The following is a 19,665-nucleotide window of genomic DNA, read 5'->3' as shown; positions in this document are numbered from 1 at the left end:
GGGTATCAGTGCAGCGATGGCTTGGGCGCGGGCGCAGCGGGTTTGGCCAGCTCGGTGTACAGCAACAACGGGGCGACGCGCAGGTACTCCATGACTTCCATGTAGTCGCTCTCACCGTCCTCGGACTCTTCGAGGGCGTCCTGAACCTGGGAAATGGCCACCAAGTCCTGTAGGACTTCCTTGGCTTCGTCGGAGAGGTCCTTGCCGCCGGCGTTGAGCCCGAAGCCTGTGATGAAGCCCTGGCACCATTGGCCCAGGGCAGTGGCACGCTCGGTCAGCGGCGCATCGTCGCCCGGCAGCAGCAGGACGATGGCAATGTCTTCGCCAGTGAGCTCGGCCTTGACCATTTCCTGCAGACCAAGCAAGGCGGCGCGCACGGCATCCACCGGCTCGTTCTCCAGCGCACCGGCGGCGTCGGCCAGCCAGGAATCAGCATCGAAGCCTGCGCCGGCGCAGCTGCGACCGATCAGCAGGCCGTGCAGTTCGGCGGGGGAGACAGGATGGCCATTGCTGGAGAGCAGCGTGGCGAAGGCAGTGTAGGGCGATTGGGTATTGGGCATGGGCAGCTAGGCGCCAGGCGGCGCAATGACTAGAATGAAGACCTTGTATCCTAGCACCGGCAGGCGCGCCAAGACCATCCGCACTGGCTGTACCGCCCCCGGAAGAGGCATGATCGCCAGGCAGTCAACGAGGGAGCGAATCGAGTGCAACCCACGCCAGAGAACGACTTGCAAGCGCTGATGAGCCGATTCGAGTTGCTGATCGAGCGAGTCGAGCAACTAAAACGGCAAAATGCACTCCTACTAGCGCAGGAAAAATCCTGGCGCGAGGAGCGCGCCCACCTCATCGAAAAGAACGAGATCGCAAGGCGAAAGGTCGAGTCGATGATTTTACGCCTCAAGGCCCTGGAGCAAGACTCATGAGTTCAAGCAATAGCGTCACCGTCCAGATCCTCGACAAGGAATACTCGATCATCTGCCCGCCGGAAGAGCGCAACAACCTGGTCAGCGCCGCCCGCTACCTGGATGGCAAGATGCGCGAGATCCGCAGCAGCGGCAAGGTGATCGGTGCGGACCGCATCGCGGTCATGGCAGCCCTGAACATCACCCACGAACTGCTGCACCGTCAGGAGCGTCCGGATGTTGCCGCCAGCGGCACCACACGCGAGCAAGTGCGCGACCTGCTCGAGCGGGTCGACCAGGCGCTGTCCGACGACGCGGATACCAAAATCGGCTGAGCTTGGTATACTGGCGCCACTCCCTGGGGGATGCGCCAGTCGGTTATGTCCCTGAGCCGATACGCACAACCACGGGGGTTGCACGCTGGGGCCGGTGTGCATGTCCGCCCGACGGAAAGCCTTAACGCCCCCTGCAATCTCCACCTTGAACTTTCGGGTTCAAGGGCTACACCGATAGCGGTCTTGTCGGGGAGCCTGAATTCTTTCTTGCCCGCCTGCCCTGGCGGGCAAATCGTCCGGTCGCCACGGCGTCCGGCACATCTGGGAACGCCTGTGCCATGACCGACACCGCGCCGCTCACCCGCCCCCAATTGCGCCGTCTGCTTCGCAATGCCCGCCGCGCACTGACGCCCGCCCAACAACGCCAAGCCTCCCTCGGCCTGTACCGCCAGCTGGCCCAGCATCCGTTGTTCCGCCGCGCCCGGCACATCGCCCTGTATCTGCCCAACGATGGCGAGATCGATCCGCGCCTGTTGCTGCGCGAGGCCCAACGACGCGGCAAGCGTGTCTACCTGCCGGTACTGCATGCCTGGCCGCGCACGCGCATGGTTTTCCAGCGTTTCGAGCACGGCGAAAAGCTGCGCCCCAACCGCTTCCGCATTCCTGAACCTGTGGTCGAACGCAAGCGCCAACGGCCGATCTGGTCATTGGACCTGATCCTGCTGCCATTGGTGGGATTCGACGAGGTGGGGGGGCGCCTGGGCATGGGAGGCGGCTTCTATGACCGCAGCCTGGCTTACCAGGCGCGCCGCAAGACGTGGAAGAAACCGCTGCTGCTGGGGCTGGCCCATGAGTGCCAGAAAGTGGAGCGGCTAGCTCAGGCCAGTTGGGATGTTCCGCTCAAGGGAACGGTCTCGGACCGAGGCTGGTACCTGGCGCCGGCTTGAACGGCGCCTGCGGACAGATCAGCGCTGCGGCTGGGCTGGATCTACCGGCATCTGGTAGGCGGCGTCCACCTTGCGCTCAAGGAAACTCTGCGCATAACCGGTGGTGACGACACCCAGGCCAAAGATAAAGACCAGGATCCAGAGCAGGTCCGGTTTGCGTTGGTTCATTGATGATTGCCCCCCTAGGCAAACAGTCAGGCTCGGCAACCTTCTTGGTGCTGCCGGAGCGTCAAGCTTAAAATCGGCGCATTTTCCGACAACCTGAGTCGACACGCAAACGTTGACGCCAACCGACTGTCGGTTAAATGCGTCAGGTTATTTCAAACTTTTTCAGGAGCCTCACCCATGGCCTATTGGCTGATGAAATCCGAGCCAGACGAGCTCTCCATCGAAGCCCTGGCAGGTCTCGGACAGGCGCGCTGGGACGGGGTGCGCAACTATCAGGCCCGTAATTTCCTGCGCGCCATGAGCGTGGGCGACGAATTCTTCTTTTACCACTCCAGCTGCCCACAGCCGGGCATTGCCGGTATCGCGCGCATCAATGCCTCGGCCTATCCCGACCCGACCGCGCTGGACCCCGAGAGCCATTACTACGACGCCAAGGCCACTGCCGAGAAGAACCCCTGGAGCGCCGTGGACGTTGCCCATGTGAAGACCTTTCGCCAGGTGCTGGGCCTCGGGCTGCTCAAGCAGCAGGCCGCCCTCGACGAACTGCCGTTGGTGCAAAAAGGCAGCCGCTTGTCGGTAATGCCGGTCACGGCCGAACAGTGGGCAGCGATTTTGGCGCTGACGACCTGACACACTGGTAAACCCGGCCCCGCAGGCCCGACGGTAAGCCTTGCGGGAACGGGTCCACCGGTGAAAAGCGCGTTTATTGCACGATCAGGTTGTTGAACAACAAGTCCTCGACGATCGGCTTGCCTTCCTCGGCTTCCATCACCTGCTGAACCTGCTTGAGCGCTTCCTGGCGCAGCTTTTCCTTGGCCTCGACATTGCTCATGTTGTCCACACCCTGCTGGGTGAACAGTGCCACCAGCTGGTTGCGAATCAGCGGTTCATGGTGCTTGACCGCGGTGGCCGCGGCATCACCGGTCACGCGCAGGGCAACGTCGGCCTTGTACACACGCAGCTTGGGGCTGCCGTCGAGGGCATAGTTGCCGACGAAAGGTGGACTTAGGCTGATGTAGGCCACCTTGGGCTCTCCTTCCTTGGCTTCCTCGGCCAGGGCCGCCGCTGGCAACAACAAGGCCAGCATCATCAAGATCCACGCTTTCACGAATTCGCTCCTCAATACAGTTGGCGCCAGCTTACCCAGCACATCGCTCAAACCCAAGCCCGGGCTTATGCCGCCCCATCAGGGCGGGGCATGCTCGTTGACCCGTCCTGTGCCCCTCCTACACTTATCGGCCAACGCACGCAAAGGAATAGCCCCGATGAAAGCAGTGTTGTGCAAAACCCTCGGCCCTGCGCAAAACCTGGTGCTGGAGGAGGTGGCAAGCCCGGTACCGAAGAAGAACGAGCTTCTGCTGGAGGTTCATGCCGCCGGCGTCAACTTTCCCGATACCTTGATCATCGAGGGCAAGTACCAGTTCCAGCCACCGCTGCCGTTCTCCCCTGGGGGTGAAGCGGCCGGCGTGGTAGCGGCGGTCGGGGATAAGGCCGGCGCCTTCGCGGTCGGCGACCGGGTCATGGCACTGACCGGCTGGGGCAGCTTCGCCGAGCAGGTCGCCGTGCCCTTCTATAACGTGCTGCCGATTCCCGCGTCGATGGACTTCGCCACCGCTGCAGCGTTCGGCATGACTTATGGCACCTCGATGCATGCTCTGCGCCAGCGCGGCCAGCTCAAGGCCGGCGAAACCCTATTGGTGCTCGGTGCATCCGGCGGCGTGGGCTTGGCCGCCGTGGAGATCGGCAAAGCCATGGGCGCCCGGGTGATCGCCGCAGCCAGCAGCGCCGAGAAGCTCGCCGTCGCCAAGGCTGCCGGAGCCGATGAGCTGATCGACTACAGCCAGGCCAGCCTGAAGGATGAAATCAAGCGCCTGACCGGGGGCCAGGGCGTCGATGTGGTCTACGACCCGGTGGGTGGCGAACTGTTCGAGCAGGCCGTACGCGGTCTGGCCTGGAACGGTCGACTACTGGTGGTGGGCTTTGCCAGCGGGACCATCCCCCAGTTACCCGTGAACCTGGCATTGCTCAAGGGCGCCGCAGTGCTGGGCGTGTTCTGGGGCGCTTTCGCCCAGCGCCAGCCCGAGGACAACGCAGCCAACTTCCGCCAGTTGTTCGTCTGGCATGCCGAGGGCAAGCTCAAACCGCTGGTGTCGCAGACCTATGCGCTGGCAGAAGCCGGTGCAGCCATCGAGCGATTGGCGCAGCGCAAGGCTGTGGGCAAGTTGGTGGTGCTGACCAAATAGGGGGCTGGGCGAGGCCTGCCCACGGACGGCAAGCCCCCCGAGAGTCGCAAGCACTTGATGGGGAACGGGCGTTTCTTACACCTCGCGCAGGTTATGGCACCTGCGAAACCGCGCTTCCAAATTGCGATCGGGCATCTGGTGGCTGCGCAAGGCGTTGAGCGTCTGTTCGACATAGTCCCGGGTACTGCCATAGCGCCCTTTGGCACTGGCCAGAATCTGACTGAGCAACGCGTCCGGCAGATTGCCGGCATAGCACGGCAGATGCCGCTCCAGCACAAAACCCAGGGCCTGCACCTTGCTGCCGTCGCTCAACCGGCAGTTGAGCCAGTGCGGCCGGTACGCCGGGTACGGCATCTCGCGTTGCCACAGGGCCATCAGCGAGTCATCCAGGTTGTTCTCGTCCAGGCGATAGGCAAAACCGCTGCACGAGCCACCACGGTCCAGGCCGAACACGAGCCCCGGGCAATCGGGCGTGCCACGATGCTCGTGGGACCATAGATACAGGCCCCTGTGGTACCCATGCACGCGCGCCCGCTGGCGCTCGACCGAATTGCATTCCGGCCGCCAGATCAGCGAACCATAGGCGAACAACCACACCGGTCCACCTTCGTGACGCGACATGGTCAGTTTCATGGAGTGATGCAACTGCTCTTCGGTCAACTGCTGACCGAAATCCAGCGAAGGAGGATAAGTCACCTGCCACGACGAACTTTCAAGTGTCGACATCATGCTGCCGCCATTATTCCCCGTAAACTACCGAAGGCTGTCACTGTAAAAGCCGTGACGCCTCGCTGGAATTACCGTACGGCAGAAAGTGTCCGGAACTCAAGTCAAAAGTATTGCGTGAGCCCAGTATTCATCTGCCTTTGCGGATAACAGACAGGTATTGTTCCGAGTATAGTGAAAGTTATTAACCGCGGCGGCAACAATGAGCGCCTTATAATACGAATGGCACACTTCGGTTATTAAAAACGGCACACCTTTGCGGTGTGCCGTGTGCTGTTTCAGGCCCGCGGTGCGTAGGCGAAAACATCGGCGCGCATGCGATGCGCATCCATACCGGCCTCGACCAACGCATCCAGAGTCGCGTAGACCATGGTGGGCGAACCGCTGGCATAGACATGCACCTGATTCAAGTCAGCGATATCTTCGCAGACCGCTTCATGCAACAGCCCACAGCGTCCTTCCCAACCGCACAGATCACTCACCACCTTGTGCAGGAAAAGATTCGGCAACTGCTCCCATTCGGACCAATGCTCGATCTGGTAGAAGTCCTCGGGTCGACGCACGCCCCAATACAGGTGAACCGGATGCTTGAAGCCTTGGGCGCGGCAATGCTCGATCAGACTGTGCATCTGGCCCATGCCGGTACCGGCGGCGATCAATACCAGCGGCCCGTCCGGCAATTCGGCCAGGTGCGCGTCGCCAAACGGCAGCTCGATGCGTGCCACGCCGTCGCGCTGCAACTGGCTAATCAGTTGCCGGGCGCTGTTTTCACGCGCCAGCACATGCAGCTCCAGGTCACGACCGCCATGGGGGGCCGATGCCAGGGAGAAGGCCGCCTTGTCGGCTCCCTCACGTTCGATCATCAGGTATTGTCCGGCGTGATAGCGCGGCGCCTTGCCGGCGGGGGCGCGCAGGCGCACGCGCCAGACGTCGCCACCAACCTCGACGCACTCACTCAAGGTGCAGGCCAGCTTGCGCACCGGCAACTCACCCAGGGCCAGCACACCATCCCAGAGCACCACGCAGTCCTCCAGCGGCTCGGCGATGCAGGTGAACAGCTCGCCATGATCGCGAACTTCACCTTCTTGGCGCACCCGCCCTTCTACCAGCAGCGCGGCGCAAACGTGGCAATTGCCGTTGCGGCAGCTGTTGGGGCAGTCATAACCCAGACGCCGGGCCGCATCCAGAATCCGTTCTCCGGGCTCGACGGCCAGTACCGCTCCGGACGGCTGCAACGTTACCTGCATCAATCTATTCCCAACTGATCCCACAGCTCATCGATACGGCGGGTGACGGCCTCGTCCTTGACGATGGCACGCCCCCATTCGCGTGTAGTCTCGCCCGGCCACTTGTGCGTGGCATCCAGGCCCATCTTCGACCCCAGGCCCGATACCGGCGACGCGAAGTCGAGGTAGTCGATCGGCGTGTTGTCGATCATCACCGTATCACGCTTGGGGTCCATGCGCGTGGTGATGGCCCAGATCACGTCGTTCCAGTCACGGGCGTTGATGTCATCGTCGGTGACAATAACGAACTTGGTGTACATGAACTGTCGCAGGAACGACCACACACCCAGCATCACGCGCTTGGCGTGCCCTGGATACTGCTTTTTCATGGTCACCACCGCCATCCGGTACGAGCAACCTTCCGGCGGCAGATAGAAATCGACGATCTCCGGGAACTGCTTCTGCAGGATCGGCACGAACACTTCGTTCAGCGCCACGCCCAGGATCGCCGGCTCATCCGGCGGACGGCCAGTGTAGGTGCTGTGGTAGATCGGCTTTTGCCGGTGGGTGATGCGCTCGACGGTGAAGACCGGGAAGCTGTCCACCTCGTTGTAGTAACCGGTGTGGTCGCCATACGGCCCTTCCGGGGCCATTTCACCTGGGTGGATCACCCCTTCGAGAATGATCTCGGCAGTGGCCGGCACCTGCAGGTCGCTGCCACGGCATTTGACCAGCTCGGTGCGATTGCCGCGCAACAGGCCTGCGAAGGCGTATTCGGAGAGCGTGTCCGGCACGGGGGTCACGGCACCGAGGATGGTCGCCGGATCCGCCCCCAAGGCAACGGCCACGGGGAATGGCTGCCCGGGGTGCTTCTCGCACCATTCACGGTAGTCCAGCGCACCGCCACGGTGGCTCAGCCAACGCATGATGACCTTGTTGCGGCCGATCAGCTGCTGGCGGTAGATACCGAGATTCTGGCGATCCTTGTTGGGGCCGCGGGTGACGGTCAGGCCCCAAGTGATCAGTGGCGCCACATCGCCCGGCCAGCAGTGCTGGATCGGAAGCTGGGTGAGGTCGACGTCCTCGCCCTCGACCACGACTTCTTGGCACACCGCGTCCTTGACGACCTTCGGCGCCATGGAGACGACTTTCTTGAAGATCGGCAGCTTGGACCAGGCGTCCTTGAGCCCTTTCGGCGGCTCGGGCTCCTTGAGGAAGGCCAGCAGCTTACCGATTTCACGCAGCTCATCGACCGACTCGGCGCCCATGCCCATGGCCACGCGCTCCGGCGTACCGAACAGGTTACCCAGCACAGGCATGTCGAAGCCGGTGGGCTTTTCGAACAGCAGCGCCGGGCCCTTGGCGCGCAGGGTGCGGTCGCAGACTTCGGTCATTTCCAGGATGGGGGAGATCGGAACCTGGATGCGCTTGAGTTCACCGCGCTGTTCCAGGCCACGGATGAAGTCGCGCAAGTCGCGATACTGCATGCAGAAGCCTCGTGTTGGCCGTATCGATCGGGGTTGCAGAGTGTAGCGCCGTTCAAGGCTTTGTTGGGGGCAAAAATGACTTGGGGCCGCTTCGCAGCCCTTCGCATGTAAACCTGCTTCCACCAGAATCGCACGAAACCTGTGGAAGCGGATTTACCCGCGAAGGGGCACGAGGCGGCCCCAATTACATCCTGATCTACAGCGCTTACTTGCGCTTCATCGACAGGAAGAACTCGTCGTTGGTCTTGGTCTGCTTGAGCTTGTCGACCAAGAATTCGATGGCGGCAACTTCATCCATCGGGTGCAGCAGCTTGCGCAGGATCCACATGCGCTGAAGTTCGTCGTCGGCGGTCAGCAGCTCTTCGCGACGGGTACCGGACTTGTTGATGTTGATGGCCGGGAACACGCGCTTCTCGGCAATGCGACGGTCCAGCGGCAGTTCCATGTTGCCGGTGCCCTTGAACTCTTCGTAGATCACTTCGTCCATCTTCGAGCCGGTTTCGACCAGCGCGGTGGCGATGATGGTCAGCGAACCACCTTCCTCGATGTTACGCGCCGCACCGAAGAAGCGCTTTGGCTTTTCCAGGGCGTGGGCGTCGACACCACCGGTCAGGACCTTGCCGGAGCTCGGAATGACGGTGTTGTAGGCACGGGCCAGACGGGTGATGGAGTCGAGCAGGATGACCACGTCCTTCTTGTGCTCGACCAGGCGCTTGGCCTTCTCGATGACCATCTCGGCAACCTGCACGTGACGGGTCGGCGGCTCGTCGAAGGTCGAGGCGACCACTTCGCCGCGTACGGTGCGCTGCATCTCGGTCACTTCTTCCGGGCGCTCGTCGATCAGCAGGACGATCAGGTGGCACTCGGGGTTGTTGCGGGTGATATTGGCCGCGATGTTCTGCAGCATGATGGTCTTGCCCGCTTTCGGCGGAGCGACGATCAGGCCACGCTGGCCTTTACCGATCGGAGCGCACAGGTCGATGACACGGCCAGTGAGGTCTTCGGTAGAGCCGTTGCCGGCTTCCATCTTCAGGCGCTCGTTCGGGAACAGCGGCGTCAGGTTCTCGAACAGGATCTTGTTCTTCGCGTTTTCCGGGCGGTCGAAGTTGATGGTGTCGACTTTCAGCAGGGCGAAGTAACGCTCCCCTTCCTTCGGCGGACGGATCTTGCCGACGATGGTGTCACCAGTGCGCAGGTTGAAGCGACGGATCTGGCTGGGCGAGACGTAGATATCGTCAGGGCCGGCCAGGTAGGAGGCATCCGCCGAACGCAGGAAACCGAAACCATCCTGGAGAATCTCCAGCACGCCGTCACCCGAGATCTCTTCGCCGCTTTTCGCATGCTTCTTCAGCAGGGCGAAAATCACGTCCTGTTTGCGCGAACGGGCCATGTTTTCGATGCCCATCTGTTCGGCCATTTCCAAAAGATCGGTAATCGGCTTTTGCTTGAGTTCAGTCAGGTTCATAAGGGGAGTGACGTAATCATGTAAGAAGGGAGAATTAAGCGTTGGCTTAATGAGGCCGCGCCGCTAGATGGCGACAGGATCGCGTACTGATTCGAATTAGGGATGCTTCGGCGACGGCGTGCAGAGGGCACTGGAGAAACAGTGCGAGGCCGAATGTAACACTTGCTTTTTTCGACGTCTAGGGGTTTTGACTGGGTAAATCGCGCCTCGTGGGAACCGGTTTACCTGTGAAGGCAGCCGTGGCTTCACCCTCGAATTCGCGGGCAATCCTGCACTCACAAGCGCTTGGGCCCAGAAAAAAGCCCCGCATGTGCGGGGCTTTTCACATCACAGGTGGGCGTCGAGGAACGCGGCCAGCTGGGACTTGGACAGGGCGCCGACCTTGGTCGCTTCGACGTTGCCGTTCTTGAACAGCATCAGGGTCGGGATACCACGCACGCCATGCTTGGCAGGGGTTTCCTGGTTTTCGTCGATATTCAGCTTGGCGACGGTCAGCTTGCCTTCGTAGGTAGCCGCGATGTCGTCCAGGACCGGAGCGATCATCTTGCATGGGCCGCACCATTCAGCCCAGTAGTCGACCAGCACCGGGCCTTGAGCCTGCAGTACGTCGGCTTCGAAGCTGGCGTCGGTGACGTGTTTGATTTTGTCGCTCATGGAAATCTCCAAGGTCGTAAGCAATAAAAAACGTTGCCCATCATAGCTGCACCTACGTCCTACAGGAAGTCGCGCACGATTGAGTGTAACTATAGTTGTGCAAGACGCCACGAATCGAAACTGTCACATCACTGTCATAGCATCGAGTGGCACATTGCCCTGCATCAATCCCGACAATTGTCATGCGTTGGCGCAAGCCATGGATCATGGCAGGATTGGCGGGTTATCGACCGAGAACATCGAGATCATGCCGCATACCACCGCGAAGAACCTGTCTCTGATCGCCGCCATCGACCTTGGCTCCAACAGTTTCCACATGGTCGTGGCCAAGGCCCACCACAGTGAAATCCGCATTCTCGAGCGGCTCGGGGAAAAAGTGCAGCTGGCCGCCGGCATCAGTGAAGAGCGTCAGTTGAGCGAAGAAGCCATGCAGCGGGGCCTCGAATGCCTCAAGCGCTTCTCGCAACTGATCAACGGCATGCCCCAGGGCGCCGTGCGCATCGTCGGCACCAACGCCCTGCGCGAAGCACGCAACCGCAACGAATTCATCCTGCGCGCCGAAGCCATCCTCGGCCATCCGGTCGAGGTCATCTCCGGCCGCGAGGAAGCGCGCCTGATCTACCTGGGCGTCTCCCACACGCTGGCCGATACCCCGGGCAAGCGCCTGGTCGCCGACATCGGCGGCGGCAGCACCGAGTTCATCATCGGCCAGCGCTTCGAGCCGCTGCTGCGCGAGAGCCTGCAGATGGGCTGCGTCAGCTTCACCCAACGATATTTCCGCGACGGCAAGATCACCCCCGCACGCTACGCCCAGGCTTATACCGCCGCACGCCTGGAGTTGATGAGCATCGAGAACGCCCTGCATCGCCTGACTTGGGACGAAGCCATCGGCTCGTCTGGCACCATCCGTGCCATTGGCGCGGCGATCAAGGCCAACGGCATGGGCAGTGGCGAGGTCAACGCCGAAGGCCTGGCGGCGCTCAAGCGCAAATTGTTCAAGCTCGGCGAGGTCGACAAAATCGATTTCGAAGGCGTCAAGCCGGATCGTCGCGCGATCTTCCCGGCAGGCCTGGCGATTCTCGAGGCGATCTTCGACGCCCTCGAACTGCAACGCATGGACCATTGTGACGGCGCCCTGCGCGAAGGCGTACTGTACGACCTGCTAGGCCGTCACCATCACGAGGACGTTCGTGAGCGCACCCTGAATTCGCTGATGGAGCGCTACCACGTCGACCAAGGCCAAGCGGCACGTGTCGAACGCAAGGCGCTGCATGCGTTCGACCAAGTGGCCAAGGCCTGGGGCCTGGAAGAAGGCAACTGGCGGGACCTGCTGAGCTGGGCGGCGAAAGTGCACGAGGTCGGGTTGGATATCGCCCACTACCACTACCACAAGCATGGCGCCTATCTGATCGAACACTCCGATCTGGCTGGTTTCTCCCGCGAGGACCAGCAGATGCTGGCCCTGCTGGTTCGTGGCCACCGCCGTAACATTCCCAAGGACAAGTTCGCGGAGTTCGGCGATGAAGGCGTGCAGTTGATCCGTCTGTGCGTGCTGCTGCGCTTCGCCATCCTGTTCCACCACATCCGCGGTACACAGCAGATGCCGAAGGTGGAGCTCAAGGCAGGCGAGGACAACCTGGAAGTGGTATTCCCGCAGGGCTGGCTGGAAGAAAACCAGCTGACCCAGGCCGACTTCGCCAACGAGGCGCAGTGGCTGGCCCGGGTCAACTTCATCCTCAGCGTACGTTGAGAACCGGATTGCTCAGGCGCTCGAGCAGGGCGGCCTGGGCATTGCGCGGGTTCTGGTTGCCGGTCGGCGTGCTGCGCACGTAGCGGCCGTCCGGCTGCAGGATCCATGCGTGGGTGTTGTCGGTGAGGTAACCCTCGAGCTCCTTCTTGACCCGCAGCACCAGCTTTTTACCTTCCACCGGGAAGCAGGTCTCGACGCGCTTGTCGAGGTTGCGCTCCATCCAATCGGCGCTGGACAGGAACATCTGCTCCTCGCCGCCATTGAGGAAGTAGAACACCCGCGTGTGCTCCAGGAAGCGACCGATGATCGAGCGCACCTGGATATTGTGTGAAACCCCCGGAATCCCTGGGCGCAGGCAGCACATACCGCGGACCACCAGATCGATGCGCACGCCCGACTGACTGGCCTTGTACAAGGCTTTGATGACCTTGGCATCGGTCAGCGAGTTGAACTTGGCGATGATGTGCGCAGGCTTGCCTTCCAGTGCGAACTGGGTTTCCCGGGCAATCATGTCCAGCATGCCCTTTTTCAGGGTGAACGGCGCGTGCAGCAGCTTCTTCATACGCAGGGTCTTGCCCATGCCGATCAGCTGACTGAACAGCTTGCCGACGTCCTCGGTCAGCGCATCGTCGGACGTGAGCAGGCTGTAGTCGGTGTAGAGGCGCGCATTACCGGCGTGGTAGTTGCCCGTGCCCAAGTGGGCATAGCGCACGATCTCGCCCTGTTCACGACGCAGGATCAACATCATCTTGGCGTGGGTCTTGAAGCCGACCACGCCATAGATCACCACCGCACCCGCAGCCTGCAGACGGCTGGCCATCTGTAGGTTGGACTCTTCGTCGAAGCGCGCACGCAGCTCGATCACCGCCGTGACCTCCTTGCCGTTGCGCGCCGCATCCACCAGGGCGTCGACGATCTCGGAGTTGGCGCCGCTGCGGTACAGGGTCTGGCGCACGGCGAGCACGTGCGGATCCTTGGCGGCCTGGCGCAGCAGGTCGACCACCGGGGTGAAGGACTCGAACGGGTGCATCAGCAGCACGTCCTGCTTGCCGATCACGCTGAAGATGTTGTCGGCGTTTTGCAGGATCTTCGGAATCGCCGGGGTGAATGGGGTGTATTGCAGCTCAGGGTGGCTGTCCAGGCCGGTGATGCTGAACAGCCGGGTCAGGTTGACCGGGCCATTGACCTGGTACAGCTCGCTCTCGCTCAGGCTGAACTGCTTGAGCAGGTAGTCCGACAGGTGTTTAGGGCAATTGTCGGCCACTTCCAGGCGCACAGCGTCCCCGTAGCGGCGCGAGAAGAGTTCGCCACGCAGAGCCCGCGCCAGGTCTTCGACATCCTCGGAATCCAGCGCAAGGTCAGCGTTACGGGTCAGGCGGAACTGGTAGCAGCCCTTGACCTTCATGCCTTGGAACAGGTCATCGGCGTGGGCGTGGATCATCGAGGACAGGAACACGAAGTTGTCCCCGGCGCCACCGACGTCTTCCGGCACACGAATCACCCGCGGCAACAGGCGCGGTGCCGGGATGATGGCCAGACCCGAATCGCGGCCGAAGGCATCGACACCTTCGAGCTCGACGATGAAGTTCAGGCTTTTGTTGACCAGCAGCGGGAAGGGGTGGGTCGGGTCCAGGCCGATCGGGGTGATGATCGGCGCGATTTCGTCGCGGAAGTAACGACGTACCCAGGTCTTGAGCTTGGTCGTCCAGTGCCGGCGGCGAATGAAGCGGATCTGGTGTTTCTCCAGCTCCGGCAGCAGCACGTCGTTGAGGATCGCGTACTGGCGTTCGACCTCGCCATGGACCAGCTCGCTGATGCGCGCCAGCGCCTGGTGCGGCTGCAGGCCGTCGGCACCGGCTTGCTCGCGGGCGAAGGTGATCTGCTTCTTCAGGCCCGCCACGCGGATCTCGAAGAACTCGTCCAGGTTGCTGGAGAAGATCAACAGGAATTTCAGGCGCTCGAGCAGCGGGTAGGATTCGTCCAGCGCTTGCTCGAGCACCCGAATGTTGAACTGCAGCTGCGAAAGCTCGCGATGAATGTACAGGCTGCTGTCGTCCAGGCTCGGAATGGCGATGGCAGGCGCGGGCGCAGGCGCGACAGCTTCGGCCGCAGGCTCGGCTGCTGGTGGCAGATCCGGCGGGGTCTGCACCATTTCTTCGGGAACCGCCTGGGCATCCTTGATCGCGACAGGTGTTAGCACTTCATTGTTCATCTGACGTTCCTGGAGGGCGTGACTGCCCTCTCGACAATTGAGCGGCGCGGGCAGCGAAAAGAGGTCAGGATGCCATCGGCGCCTGCCCGTTTGAAGCGGCACCAGTCCTGCGCAGCTTCCAGCGGTACATCGAGGGAGAGGATCCTGGTGGAAAACGCATCCCGACGGTCGCTGCGCAGCCTGGTGGCAAGAGGAAGGAGGATGAACGGGGCAACGCTCACGGCAGACTCCTGGGCCCGCGCACGCGGGCTGGCGCGACAGTTATAAGCCGCCATTATGACGCTGGGATGACAGTATTGGGCAACCCTTTGACCAGAGGCCAAAGCGACCTTTCCTGTAGGAATTGTTCACGTCGAGACACATTTGGACACTTTCCCGAACGCGCGCGAAGGGGTAGGCTGCGCGTTCATTTCGCTAGCACCCCAGAAAATGCTTCAACAATTCCTGCAGGATTTCGGCTACTTTGCCCTTTTTCTCGGCACGTTTTTTGAAGGCGAGACCATCCTGGTTCTTGCGGGCTTCCTTGCGTTCCGCGGATACATGGACATCAATCTGGTGGTGCTCACAGCGTTCTTCGGCAGCTATGCCGGCGACCAGTTGTGGTACTTCATGGGCCGCCGTCACGGCCGGGCCATCCTCGCGCGCAAACCACGCTGGCAAGCCATGGGCGACCGGGCACTTGACCACATCCGCCGCCATCCGGACATCTGGGTCCTGAGTTTTCGCTTCGTCTACGGCCTGCGCACGGTCATGCCCGTGGCCATAGGTCTGTCCGGCTACCCACCCCGGCGCTACCTGTTGCTCAACGGCATCGGCGCAGCGGTCTGGGCCCTGGCCCTGGGCGCCGCGGCGTACCACTTCGGCGCCATCCTCGAAGGCATGCTGGGCAATGTGAAGAAGTACGAGCTATGGGTGCTCGGCGGCCTGCTGGCGCTCGGTGGCCTGCTCTGGTTGCGCCGCCGGTTCCGCACTCTGCGCGCCGAGCGCAAGGCAGCCGCAGCGGGTCAGACCCCAGAGACTGGCAACGCTGTATCCCAGGAGCAGGAGCCACCCCAAGGGCGTGACCGGCCCTAAGCCCATGGCACCGGCCAGGTACAGCGCCGGTGCATTCGATGTCAGTCGTGCCAGCTCCAGGCGCCTGGCCCAAGGCCGATTCTCGAGTGCAGCGCCGAGCACGAACAAACCAAACGCCATGACTGTCCAGCCCAGCACGAGGCCGGCCGTGGGCACCTGTTCGGCCACCTGCATGAGGTAGCTGCCCAAGGCAACGTAGGCTGCAAACTGCGCCACGACGTAAACCTGTGACCTTCGCCCCAACGGAATCTCGAACTTGTGAAACCGCGCCAGGTCCGGCTTGGCCTGTGGATAACGTGCCGCGACGTCAGCCGGACGCCAGCCGGTGGGCATGAACCAAATACGCAGTTTGTCCCGCAGCGAGTGGGTACGCCTGGCATCCTCCCAGAGCTGTGCATAGAACTGCAGGTTGGCCCACAGCGGATTCCAGCTGGCCAGCGGTGTGGTCACGCCGAACACCACCGTTTCACGAGGGTCCTCTTCCTGGAAGGTGCCGAACAGCCGATCCCAGAGAATGAACACGCCTGCGTAGTTGCGATCCAAGTACAGAGGGTTTTGCGCATGGTGGACGCGATGGTTGGACGGCGTGATCAGCACCCATTCGAGCCAGCCCAGCTTGGGGATGTGCCGCGTGTGCACCCAGAACTGGTAGAGCAGATTCAGCGAGGCCACGGTAACGAACACCAGCGGTGGCACGCCGATCAGCGCCAGGGGCAGGTAAAAGATCCAGGAGAAGATGAAGCCGCTGCTGGTCTGGCGCAGGGCGGTGGTGAGGTTGTACTCCTCGCTCTGGTGATGCACCGAATGGGCGGCCCAGAGAATATTGCGCTCATGTCCCAGGCGGTGCAGCCAGTAGTAGCACAAGTCGTACAGCACGAAAGCCAGCAGCCAGGTCCACCAGGCGTCCCCCGGCAGGCGCGAGAAGGCCAGATATTCCCAGGCCAGGGCGTAGCTCACCAGCCCCACGCCTTTGGTCAACAGGCCGGTGCTGGTCGACAGCACGCCCGTGCTCAGGCTGTTGATCGCATCGGCCAGCCGGTAGTTGCGCTGACCACGCACGCGGTCGGCAATCAGCTCCACGGCGATCAGCACGAAAAAGAACGGCACGGCCAGCAGAATCAGGTCCATGGACAAGCATCTCCGGGGTCATCCCCAAAGATTAGGCCTCGTGCGTGGGAAACCCTATGGCGACATCTGCCAAACTAGAGGACATTTAGCGCCTCGACACTGGAGTAATGAGCATGACGAAAAAAGTTGCGGTGATACTTTCCGGCTGTGGCGTCTACGACGGCGCCGAGATCCACGAAAGCGTGATCACGCTGCTGCGCCTCGATCAGCGCGGCGCCCAGGTGCAGTGCTTCGCGCCCAACATCGCCCAGATGCATGTGATCGATCACCTCACTGGCCAGCCCATGCCTGAATCGCGCAACGTGCTGGTGGAGTCGGCGCGCATCGCTCGCGGCCAGATCAAGGACATCCGCGAAGCCAGGGCCGAGGACTTCGACGCACTGATCGTCCCGGGTGGCTTCGGCGCGGCGAAGAACCTGTCCAACTTTGCCGTCGAGGGCGCCAACTGCACCGTCAATCCGGACGTGCTGGCACTGGCCGAAGCGTTCGCCGAGGCGGGTAAGCCGGTGGGTCTGATCTGCATTTCCCCGGCGCTGGCGGCGAAGATCTACGGCCCGGGCGTGGTCTGCACCATCGGTACCGACGCCGATACCAGCGCGGCGGTGGTGAAGATGGGCGGTACCCACGAGGAGTGCGATGTGCACGACATCGTCGAGGACACCCAACGCAAGTTAGTGACCACACCCGCCTACATGCTGGCCACGTCCATCAGCGAGGCGGCCAGCGGTATCTACAAGCTGGTGGATCGAGTGCTGGAGCTGACCCACGAGAACGATTAACCAGCTCCGCCCCCAAGCAGTCGGATACCCATCCAACCCTTGGGGGCTGTTCGTCACACCTTCGACAGCCGGGTGAGAATCCGGTCCAGGGCATTGGCGAATGCCTGCTTCTCCCGCTCGCCATAAGGCGCCTGCCCTCCCCCGACCTGCCCTTGCTCGCGTAGCTCGGTGAACAGGTTGCGCACCGCCAGGCGCTCGCCCATGTTGCGCTCATCGAACTCACGCCCACGCGGGTCGAGGGCGGACACACCCTTCTTGATCAGGCGATCGGCCAACGGCACGTCGCTGCAGATCACCAGCTCGCCCGGCACGGCGTTTTCCACCAGATAGTCATCGGCCGCGTCCATGCCGCTGGGCACCACGATCAGCCGAACACAGGCAAACGCCGGCTTGATCTGGGCCTGGCCGGCCACCAGCACCACCTCGAACTTGCGCTTGAGGGCGAACTTGACGATCAGGTCCTTGGCCGCCTTGGGACAGGCGTCGGCATCGATCCATACACGCATTGCAGGTGTTTCCTCGAAATCGTTGGGGAGGGCTTGACCCTCCAATCGCGGCCCAAGGCCGCTCCCACAGGTTCACAGTATGCCTGCGGGAGCGGCTTTCAGCTCGCCGCGATCCGGCGCTTCTCGGCCAGGCGTGACCGCCCATAGAGGAACATGATCGCCAGCAATGCCAGCGCCTGCGCGCCGAGTGAATAGGCATCGGCATGAATGCCCAGCCAGTCGAACTCGAAGAACGCCACGGGCCGCGTGCCCAACACGCCGGCTTCCTGCAGCGCCTTGATGCCATGCCCGGCGAACACGACCGACAAGACGCACAGCAAGGCCGCATTGATCGTGAAGAACAGCGACAACGGCAGTTTGGCCGAGCCACGAAGGATCACCCAGGCCAGGCCCACCAGCAGCACCAGCGCAGTAGCCCCTCCGGCCAGCACGGCGTTGTGGCCCGCTGGGCCGGCCTGCAGCCACAGGGTTTCATAGAACAGGATCACCTCGAACAACTCGCGGTACACCGAGAAGAACGCCAGTACCGCAAAGCCGAAGCGCCCACCACCGCTGACCAGGCTGCTCTTGATGTAGTCCTGCCAGGCCGCAGCGTGGCGACGGTCGTGCATCCACACGCCCAGCCACAGCACCATCACCGCGGCGAACAACGCCGTACAGCCTTCGAGCAGCTCGCGCTGAGCACCACCGACGTCGATCACGTAGGCCGCCAGGGCCCAGGTAGCGAAGCCTGCGACCAGCGCCAGGCCCCAGCCGAGATTGACGCTGCGCACTGCCGATTGCTGGCCGGTATTGCGCAAGAAGGCCAGGATCGCCGCCAGTACCAGGATGGCCTCGAGCCCTTCACGCAGCAGGATCAACAGGCCGGAAACGAAACTCAGCGACCAACTCAGCCCATCGCCGCCCAGCAGCTTGGCGGCGCCGTCGAGCTTGGCCTTGGCCTCGGCCAGGCGCTGCTCGGCCTGGGCGACCGGCAGCCCGTCCTGAAGCGATTGACGATAGGCCATCAGGGCTTTCTCGGTGTCCTTGCGTGCCAGGGTGTCGATGTTATCCAGGGAGCTTTCGACCAGCTCGAAGCCTTCGAGGTAGGCCGCTACCGAGAGGTCATAAGCCTGGTCATGGTCGCCTTCGCGGTAGGCGGCCAGGCTCTTGTCCAGGGTGCTGGCGGTGTACTCGAGCAACTGCGCAGGGCCACGCTTGACCTGCGGCGGCTGGGCACGCTGGGCGCGGAAGGCGAGCACGGCTTCGGCGCCTTCACTGGCAGCGACTTCGGCCGGGGTCTGGCGCGCCAGGTCGGCCAAGTTCCAGGTCTTGTCGCCCTTGGCGGCCTGCGGGTCGGCCGTGAGGCTCGCCACGTAGGCGGCCACATCCCAGCGCTGACGTTCATCGAGCTGGTCGGCGAACGACGGCATCTCGGTGCCTTCGATGCCCAGCGCCAGGGTGTTGTAGAGGTCGAACAGGCTCAGCTGGTCGAGGCGCGCGACACTGCGCAGGTTGGCCGGCGGCGGCTCCAACCCCAGGCCCGCCGGGCCATCGCCGGCACCGGTATCACCGTGGCAGATGGCGCAGTTCTGTGCGTACAGCGAGGCGCCACGGGCCGGATCGGGGGTGATGATCGGCGCCTGGCTGACTTCATAAGCCACCGCCAGTCGTGCGCCCAGCTGGCGGGCCTGCTTGGCGACGACTGCACCCTCCTGGCGTTGGTCGATGGCTTGACGCAGTGCCTGCACGCCCTGTTCGAGCCCGTTACGCTCAGGATTGTCCGGCAGGGCCTTGAGCACTTCGGCCAGGACGGCGCTGAACTCCTGCTGCTCGCGGTATTCACCCGCATCCACCACCTTGCCGTCGTGCACGGTCGGTGGGTAGTCGGCGCCGATGTAGTCGAGCAGGTGCAACGCCTTGGCAGCCTCGGCGGGGGATTCGGCCAGCGCCGGGGTGCTGCTCAGCGCCAGTATCGGGCCGAGCAACAAGGCGGGCAGCCAGGCGAGCAGACGGAAGGGGAACATCATGGCCACTCTCGCGGTAAATACGAAAGAGAACATTGTTCACTTCCACTCCCTTTCGCTCAAGGCTCGTGGGCGGATTTCATGAAAAATCTTGTGACAAACTGACGACACTTGCGC

At 62.5% G+C, this 19,665-nt stretch carries 20 protein-coding genes, 1 other RNA gene and 1 pseudogene; 9 read left to right on the top strand and 13 right to left on the bottom strand.

All coding sequences use genetic code 11. The annotated features are described in order from the left end of the window. Positions 1–5 precede the first annotated feature (5 nt). Positions 6–560, bottom strand: coding sequence for a YecA family protein (locus AB1N67_RS01015; RefSeq protein WP_043212150.1), 555 nt, complete (start codon positions 558–560; stop codon positions 6–8). Positions 561–740: 180 nt separating this feature from the next. On the opposite strand from AB1N67_RS01015, the gene AB1N67_RS01010 reads away from it, so the two are divergent. The 4 genes from AB1N67_RS01010 (at position 741) to AB1N67_RS00995 (ending at position 2,124) form a co-directional block, all read left to right on the top strand. Further along, entirely contained in the window at positions 741–923 is a 183-nt protein-coding gene (locus AB1N67_RS01010; protein WP_102081456.1) for a TIGR02449 family protein, read from the top strand. Then, positions 920–1,237 carry a cell division protein ZapA gene (locus AB1N67_RS01005; RefSeq protein ID WP_043212146.1) on the top strand — a complete coding sequence of 106 codons (318 nt, stop codon included), beginning with the start codon at positions 920–922 and terminating at the stop codon, positions 1,235–1,237. The genes AB1N67_RS01010 and AB1N67_RS01005 overlap by 4 nt, the downstream gene beginning before the upstream one ends. 17 nt (positions 1,238–1,254) lie before the next feature. Continuing rightward, a non-coding RNA gene (gene ssrS / locus AB1N67_RS01000) (6S RNA) lies at positions 1,255–1,434 on the top strand. Between the two features lie 81 nt (positions 1,435–1,515). Then, the gene (locus AB1N67_RS00995; RefSeq protein WP_102081397.1) at positions 1,516–2,124 is read left to right on the top strand and encodes a 5-formyltetrahydrofolate cyclo-ligase; all 609 of its coding nucleotides are present in this window, start codon (positions 1,516–1,518) and stop codon (positions 2,122–2,124) included. Between the two features lie 18 nt (positions 2,125–2,142). On the opposite strand, the gene AB1N67_RS00990 is transcribed toward AB1N67_RS00995, so the two are convergent. Then, positions 2,143–2,292 (bottom strand): hypothetical protein, encoded by a 150-nt coding sequence (locus AB1N67_RS00990; protein ID WP_167358061.1) that lies wholly within the window; start codon positions 2,290–2,292, stop codon positions 2,143–2,145. A gap of 177 nt (positions 2,293–2,469) precedes the next feature. Here AB1N67_RS00990 and AB1N67_RS00985 point away from each other — a divergent pair, with 177 nt between their 5' ends. Then, positions 2,470–2,922: an EVE domain-containing protein gene (locus tag AB1N67_RS00985; RefSeq protein WP_102081396.1), complete on the top strand. Its 453-nt coding sequence runs from the start codon at positions 2,470–2,472 to the stop codon at positions 2,920–2,922. Positions 2,923–2,995: 73 nt separating this feature from the next. On the opposite strand, the gene AB1N67_RS00980 is transcribed toward AB1N67_RS00985, so the two are convergent. Beyond that, the gene (locus AB1N67_RS00980; protein ID WP_043212140.1) at positions 2,996–3,400 is read right to left on the bottom strand and encodes a flagellar basal body-associated protein FliL; all 405 of its coding nucleotides are present in this window, start codon (positions 3,398–3,400) and stop codon (positions 2,996–2,998) included. A gap of 157 nt (positions 3,401–3,557) precedes the next feature. On the opposite strand from AB1N67_RS00980, the gene AB1N67_RS00975 reads away from it, so the two are divergent. Continuing rightward, the gene (locus tag AB1N67_RS00975; RefSeq protein WP_090343480.1) at positions 3,558–4,535 is read left to right on the top strand and encodes an NADPH:quinone oxidoreductase family protein; all 978 of its coding nucleotides are present in this window, start codon (positions 3,558–3,560) and stop codon (positions 4,533–4,535) included. A 75-nt stretch (positions 4,536–4,610) separates the two neighbouring features. On the opposite strand, the gene AB1N67_RS00970 is transcribed toward AB1N67_RS00975, so the two are convergent. From AB1N67_RS00970 to trxA, 5 genes are all read right to left on the bottom strand, one after another. Next, positions 4,611–5,261, bottom strand: coding sequence for a gamma-glutamylcyclotransferase (locus tag AB1N67_RS00970; protein WP_043212177.1), 651 nt, complete (start codon positions 5,259–5,261; stop codon positions 4,611–4,613). Positions 5,262–5,539: 278 nt separating this feature from the next. After that, on the bottom strand, positions 5,540–6,508 hold the full coding sequence (locus AB1N67_RS00965; RefSeq protein WP_043212136.1) for a CDP-6-deoxy-delta-3,4-glucoseen reductase: 969 nt from the start codon (positions 6,506–6,508) through the stop codon (positions 5,540–5,542). After that, positions 6,508–7,974 (bottom strand): 4-hydroxy-3-polyprenylbenzoate decarboxylase, encoded by a 1,467-nt coding sequence (ubiD, locus tag AB1N67_RS00960; protein WP_070093669.1) that lies wholly within the window; start codon positions 7,972–7,974, stop codon positions 6,508–6,510. Before ubiD ends, AB1N67_RS00965 begins: the two co-directional genes overlap by 1 nt. Before the next feature lie 205 nt (positions 7,975–8,179). Continuing rightward, positions 8,180–9,439, bottom strand: coding sequence for a transcription termination factor Rho (gene rho, locus AB1N67_RS00955; RefSeq protein WP_043212134.1), 1,260 nt, complete (start codon positions 9,437–9,439; stop codon positions 8,180–8,182). Positions 9,440–9,766: 327 nt separating this feature from the next. Then, positions 9,767–10,093 carry a thioredoxin TrxA gene (trxA, locus tag AB1N67_RS00950; RefSeq protein ID WP_012274768.1) on the bottom strand — a complete coding sequence of 109 codons (327 nt, stop codon included), beginning with the start codon at positions 10,091–10,093 and terminating at the stop codon, positions 9,767–9,769. Positions 10,094–10,340: 247 nt separating this feature from the next. Here trxA and ppx point away from each other — a divergent pair, with 247 nt between their 5' ends. Next, positions 10,341–11,843: an exopolyphosphatase gene (ppx, locus tag AB1N67_RS00945; RefSeq protein WP_043212175.1), complete on the top strand. Its 1,503-nt coding sequence runs from the start codon at positions 10,341–10,343 to the stop codon at positions 11,841–11,843. Here the strand turns inward: ppx and ppk1 are convergent. Both ppk1 and AB1N67_RS00935 read right to left on the bottom strand, forming a co-directional pair. After that, positions 11,830–14,055 (bottom strand): polyphosphate kinase 1, encoded by a 2,226-nt coding sequence (ppk1, locus tag AB1N67_RS00940; protein ID WP_043212132.1) that lies wholly within the window; start codon positions 14,053–14,055, stop codon positions 11,830–11,832. The genes ppx and ppk1 overlap by 14 nt on opposite strands. Continuing rightward, on the bottom strand, positions 14,052–14,276 hold the full coding sequence (locus AB1N67_RS00935) for a hypothetical protein (protein WP_043212130.1): 225 nt from the start codon (positions 14,274–14,276) through the stop codon (positions 14,052–14,054). The genes ppk1 and AB1N67_RS00935 overlap by 4 nt, the downstream gene beginning before the upstream one ends. A gap of 208 nt (positions 14,277–14,484) precedes the next feature. Here AB1N67_RS00935 and AB1N67_RS00930 point away from each other — a divergent pair, with 208 nt between their 5' ends. Further along, positions 14,485–15,129: a DedA family protein gene (locus AB1N67_RS00930; protein ID WP_167358062.1), complete on the top strand. Its 645-nt coding sequence runs from the start codon at positions 14,485–14,487 to the stop codon at positions 15,127–15,129. A 501-nt stretch (positions 15,130–15,630) separates the two neighbouring features. Here AB1N67_RS00930 and AB1N67_RS00925 read toward each other — a convergent pair. After that, positions 15,631–16,257, bottom strand: a pseudogene (locus AB1N67_RS00925) (sterol desaturase family protein); the annotation flags it as partial. Positions 16,258–16,370: 113 nt separating this feature from the next. Here AB1N67_RS00925 and elbB point away from each other — a divergent pair. Next, positions 16,371–17,036, top strand: coding sequence for an isoprenoid biosynthesis glyoxalase ElbB (gene elbB, locus AB1N67_RS00920; protein ID WP_043212126.1), 666 nt, complete (start codon positions 16,371–16,373; stop codon positions 17,034–17,036). 53 nt (positions 17,037–17,089) lie between these two features. Here the strand turns inward: elbB and AB1N67_RS00915 are convergent, their stop codons facing one another. Together AB1N67_RS00915 and AB1N67_RS00910 are read right to left on the bottom strand one after the other, a co-directional pair. Continuing rightward, a complete protein-coding gene (locus tag AB1N67_RS00915) occupies positions 17,090–17,542 on the bottom strand; it encodes a YaiI/YqxD family protein (RefSeq protein WP_070571798.1) in 453 nt (150 codons plus the stop codon). Positions 17,543–17,640: 98 nt separating this feature from the next. Further along, on the bottom strand, positions 17,641–19,584 hold the full coding sequence (locus tag AB1N67_RS00910) for a cytochrome c/FTR1 family iron permease (protein ID WP_090343489.1): 1,944 nt from the start codon (positions 19,582–19,584) through the stop codon (positions 17,641–17,643). Positions 19,585–19,665 lie beyond the last annotated feature (81 nt).

It is taken from the genome of Pseudomonas guariconensis (genome assembly GCF_040822035.1).
GTDB classification, from domain to species: domain Bacteria; phylum Pseudomonadota; class Gammaproteobacteria; order Pseudomonadales; family Pseudomonadaceae; genus Aquipseudomonas; species Aquipseudomonas guariconensis.
The sequence above is the reverse complement of the archived record's forward strand: the minus strand, read 5'-3'. Positions and strand labels throughout refer to the sequence as shown.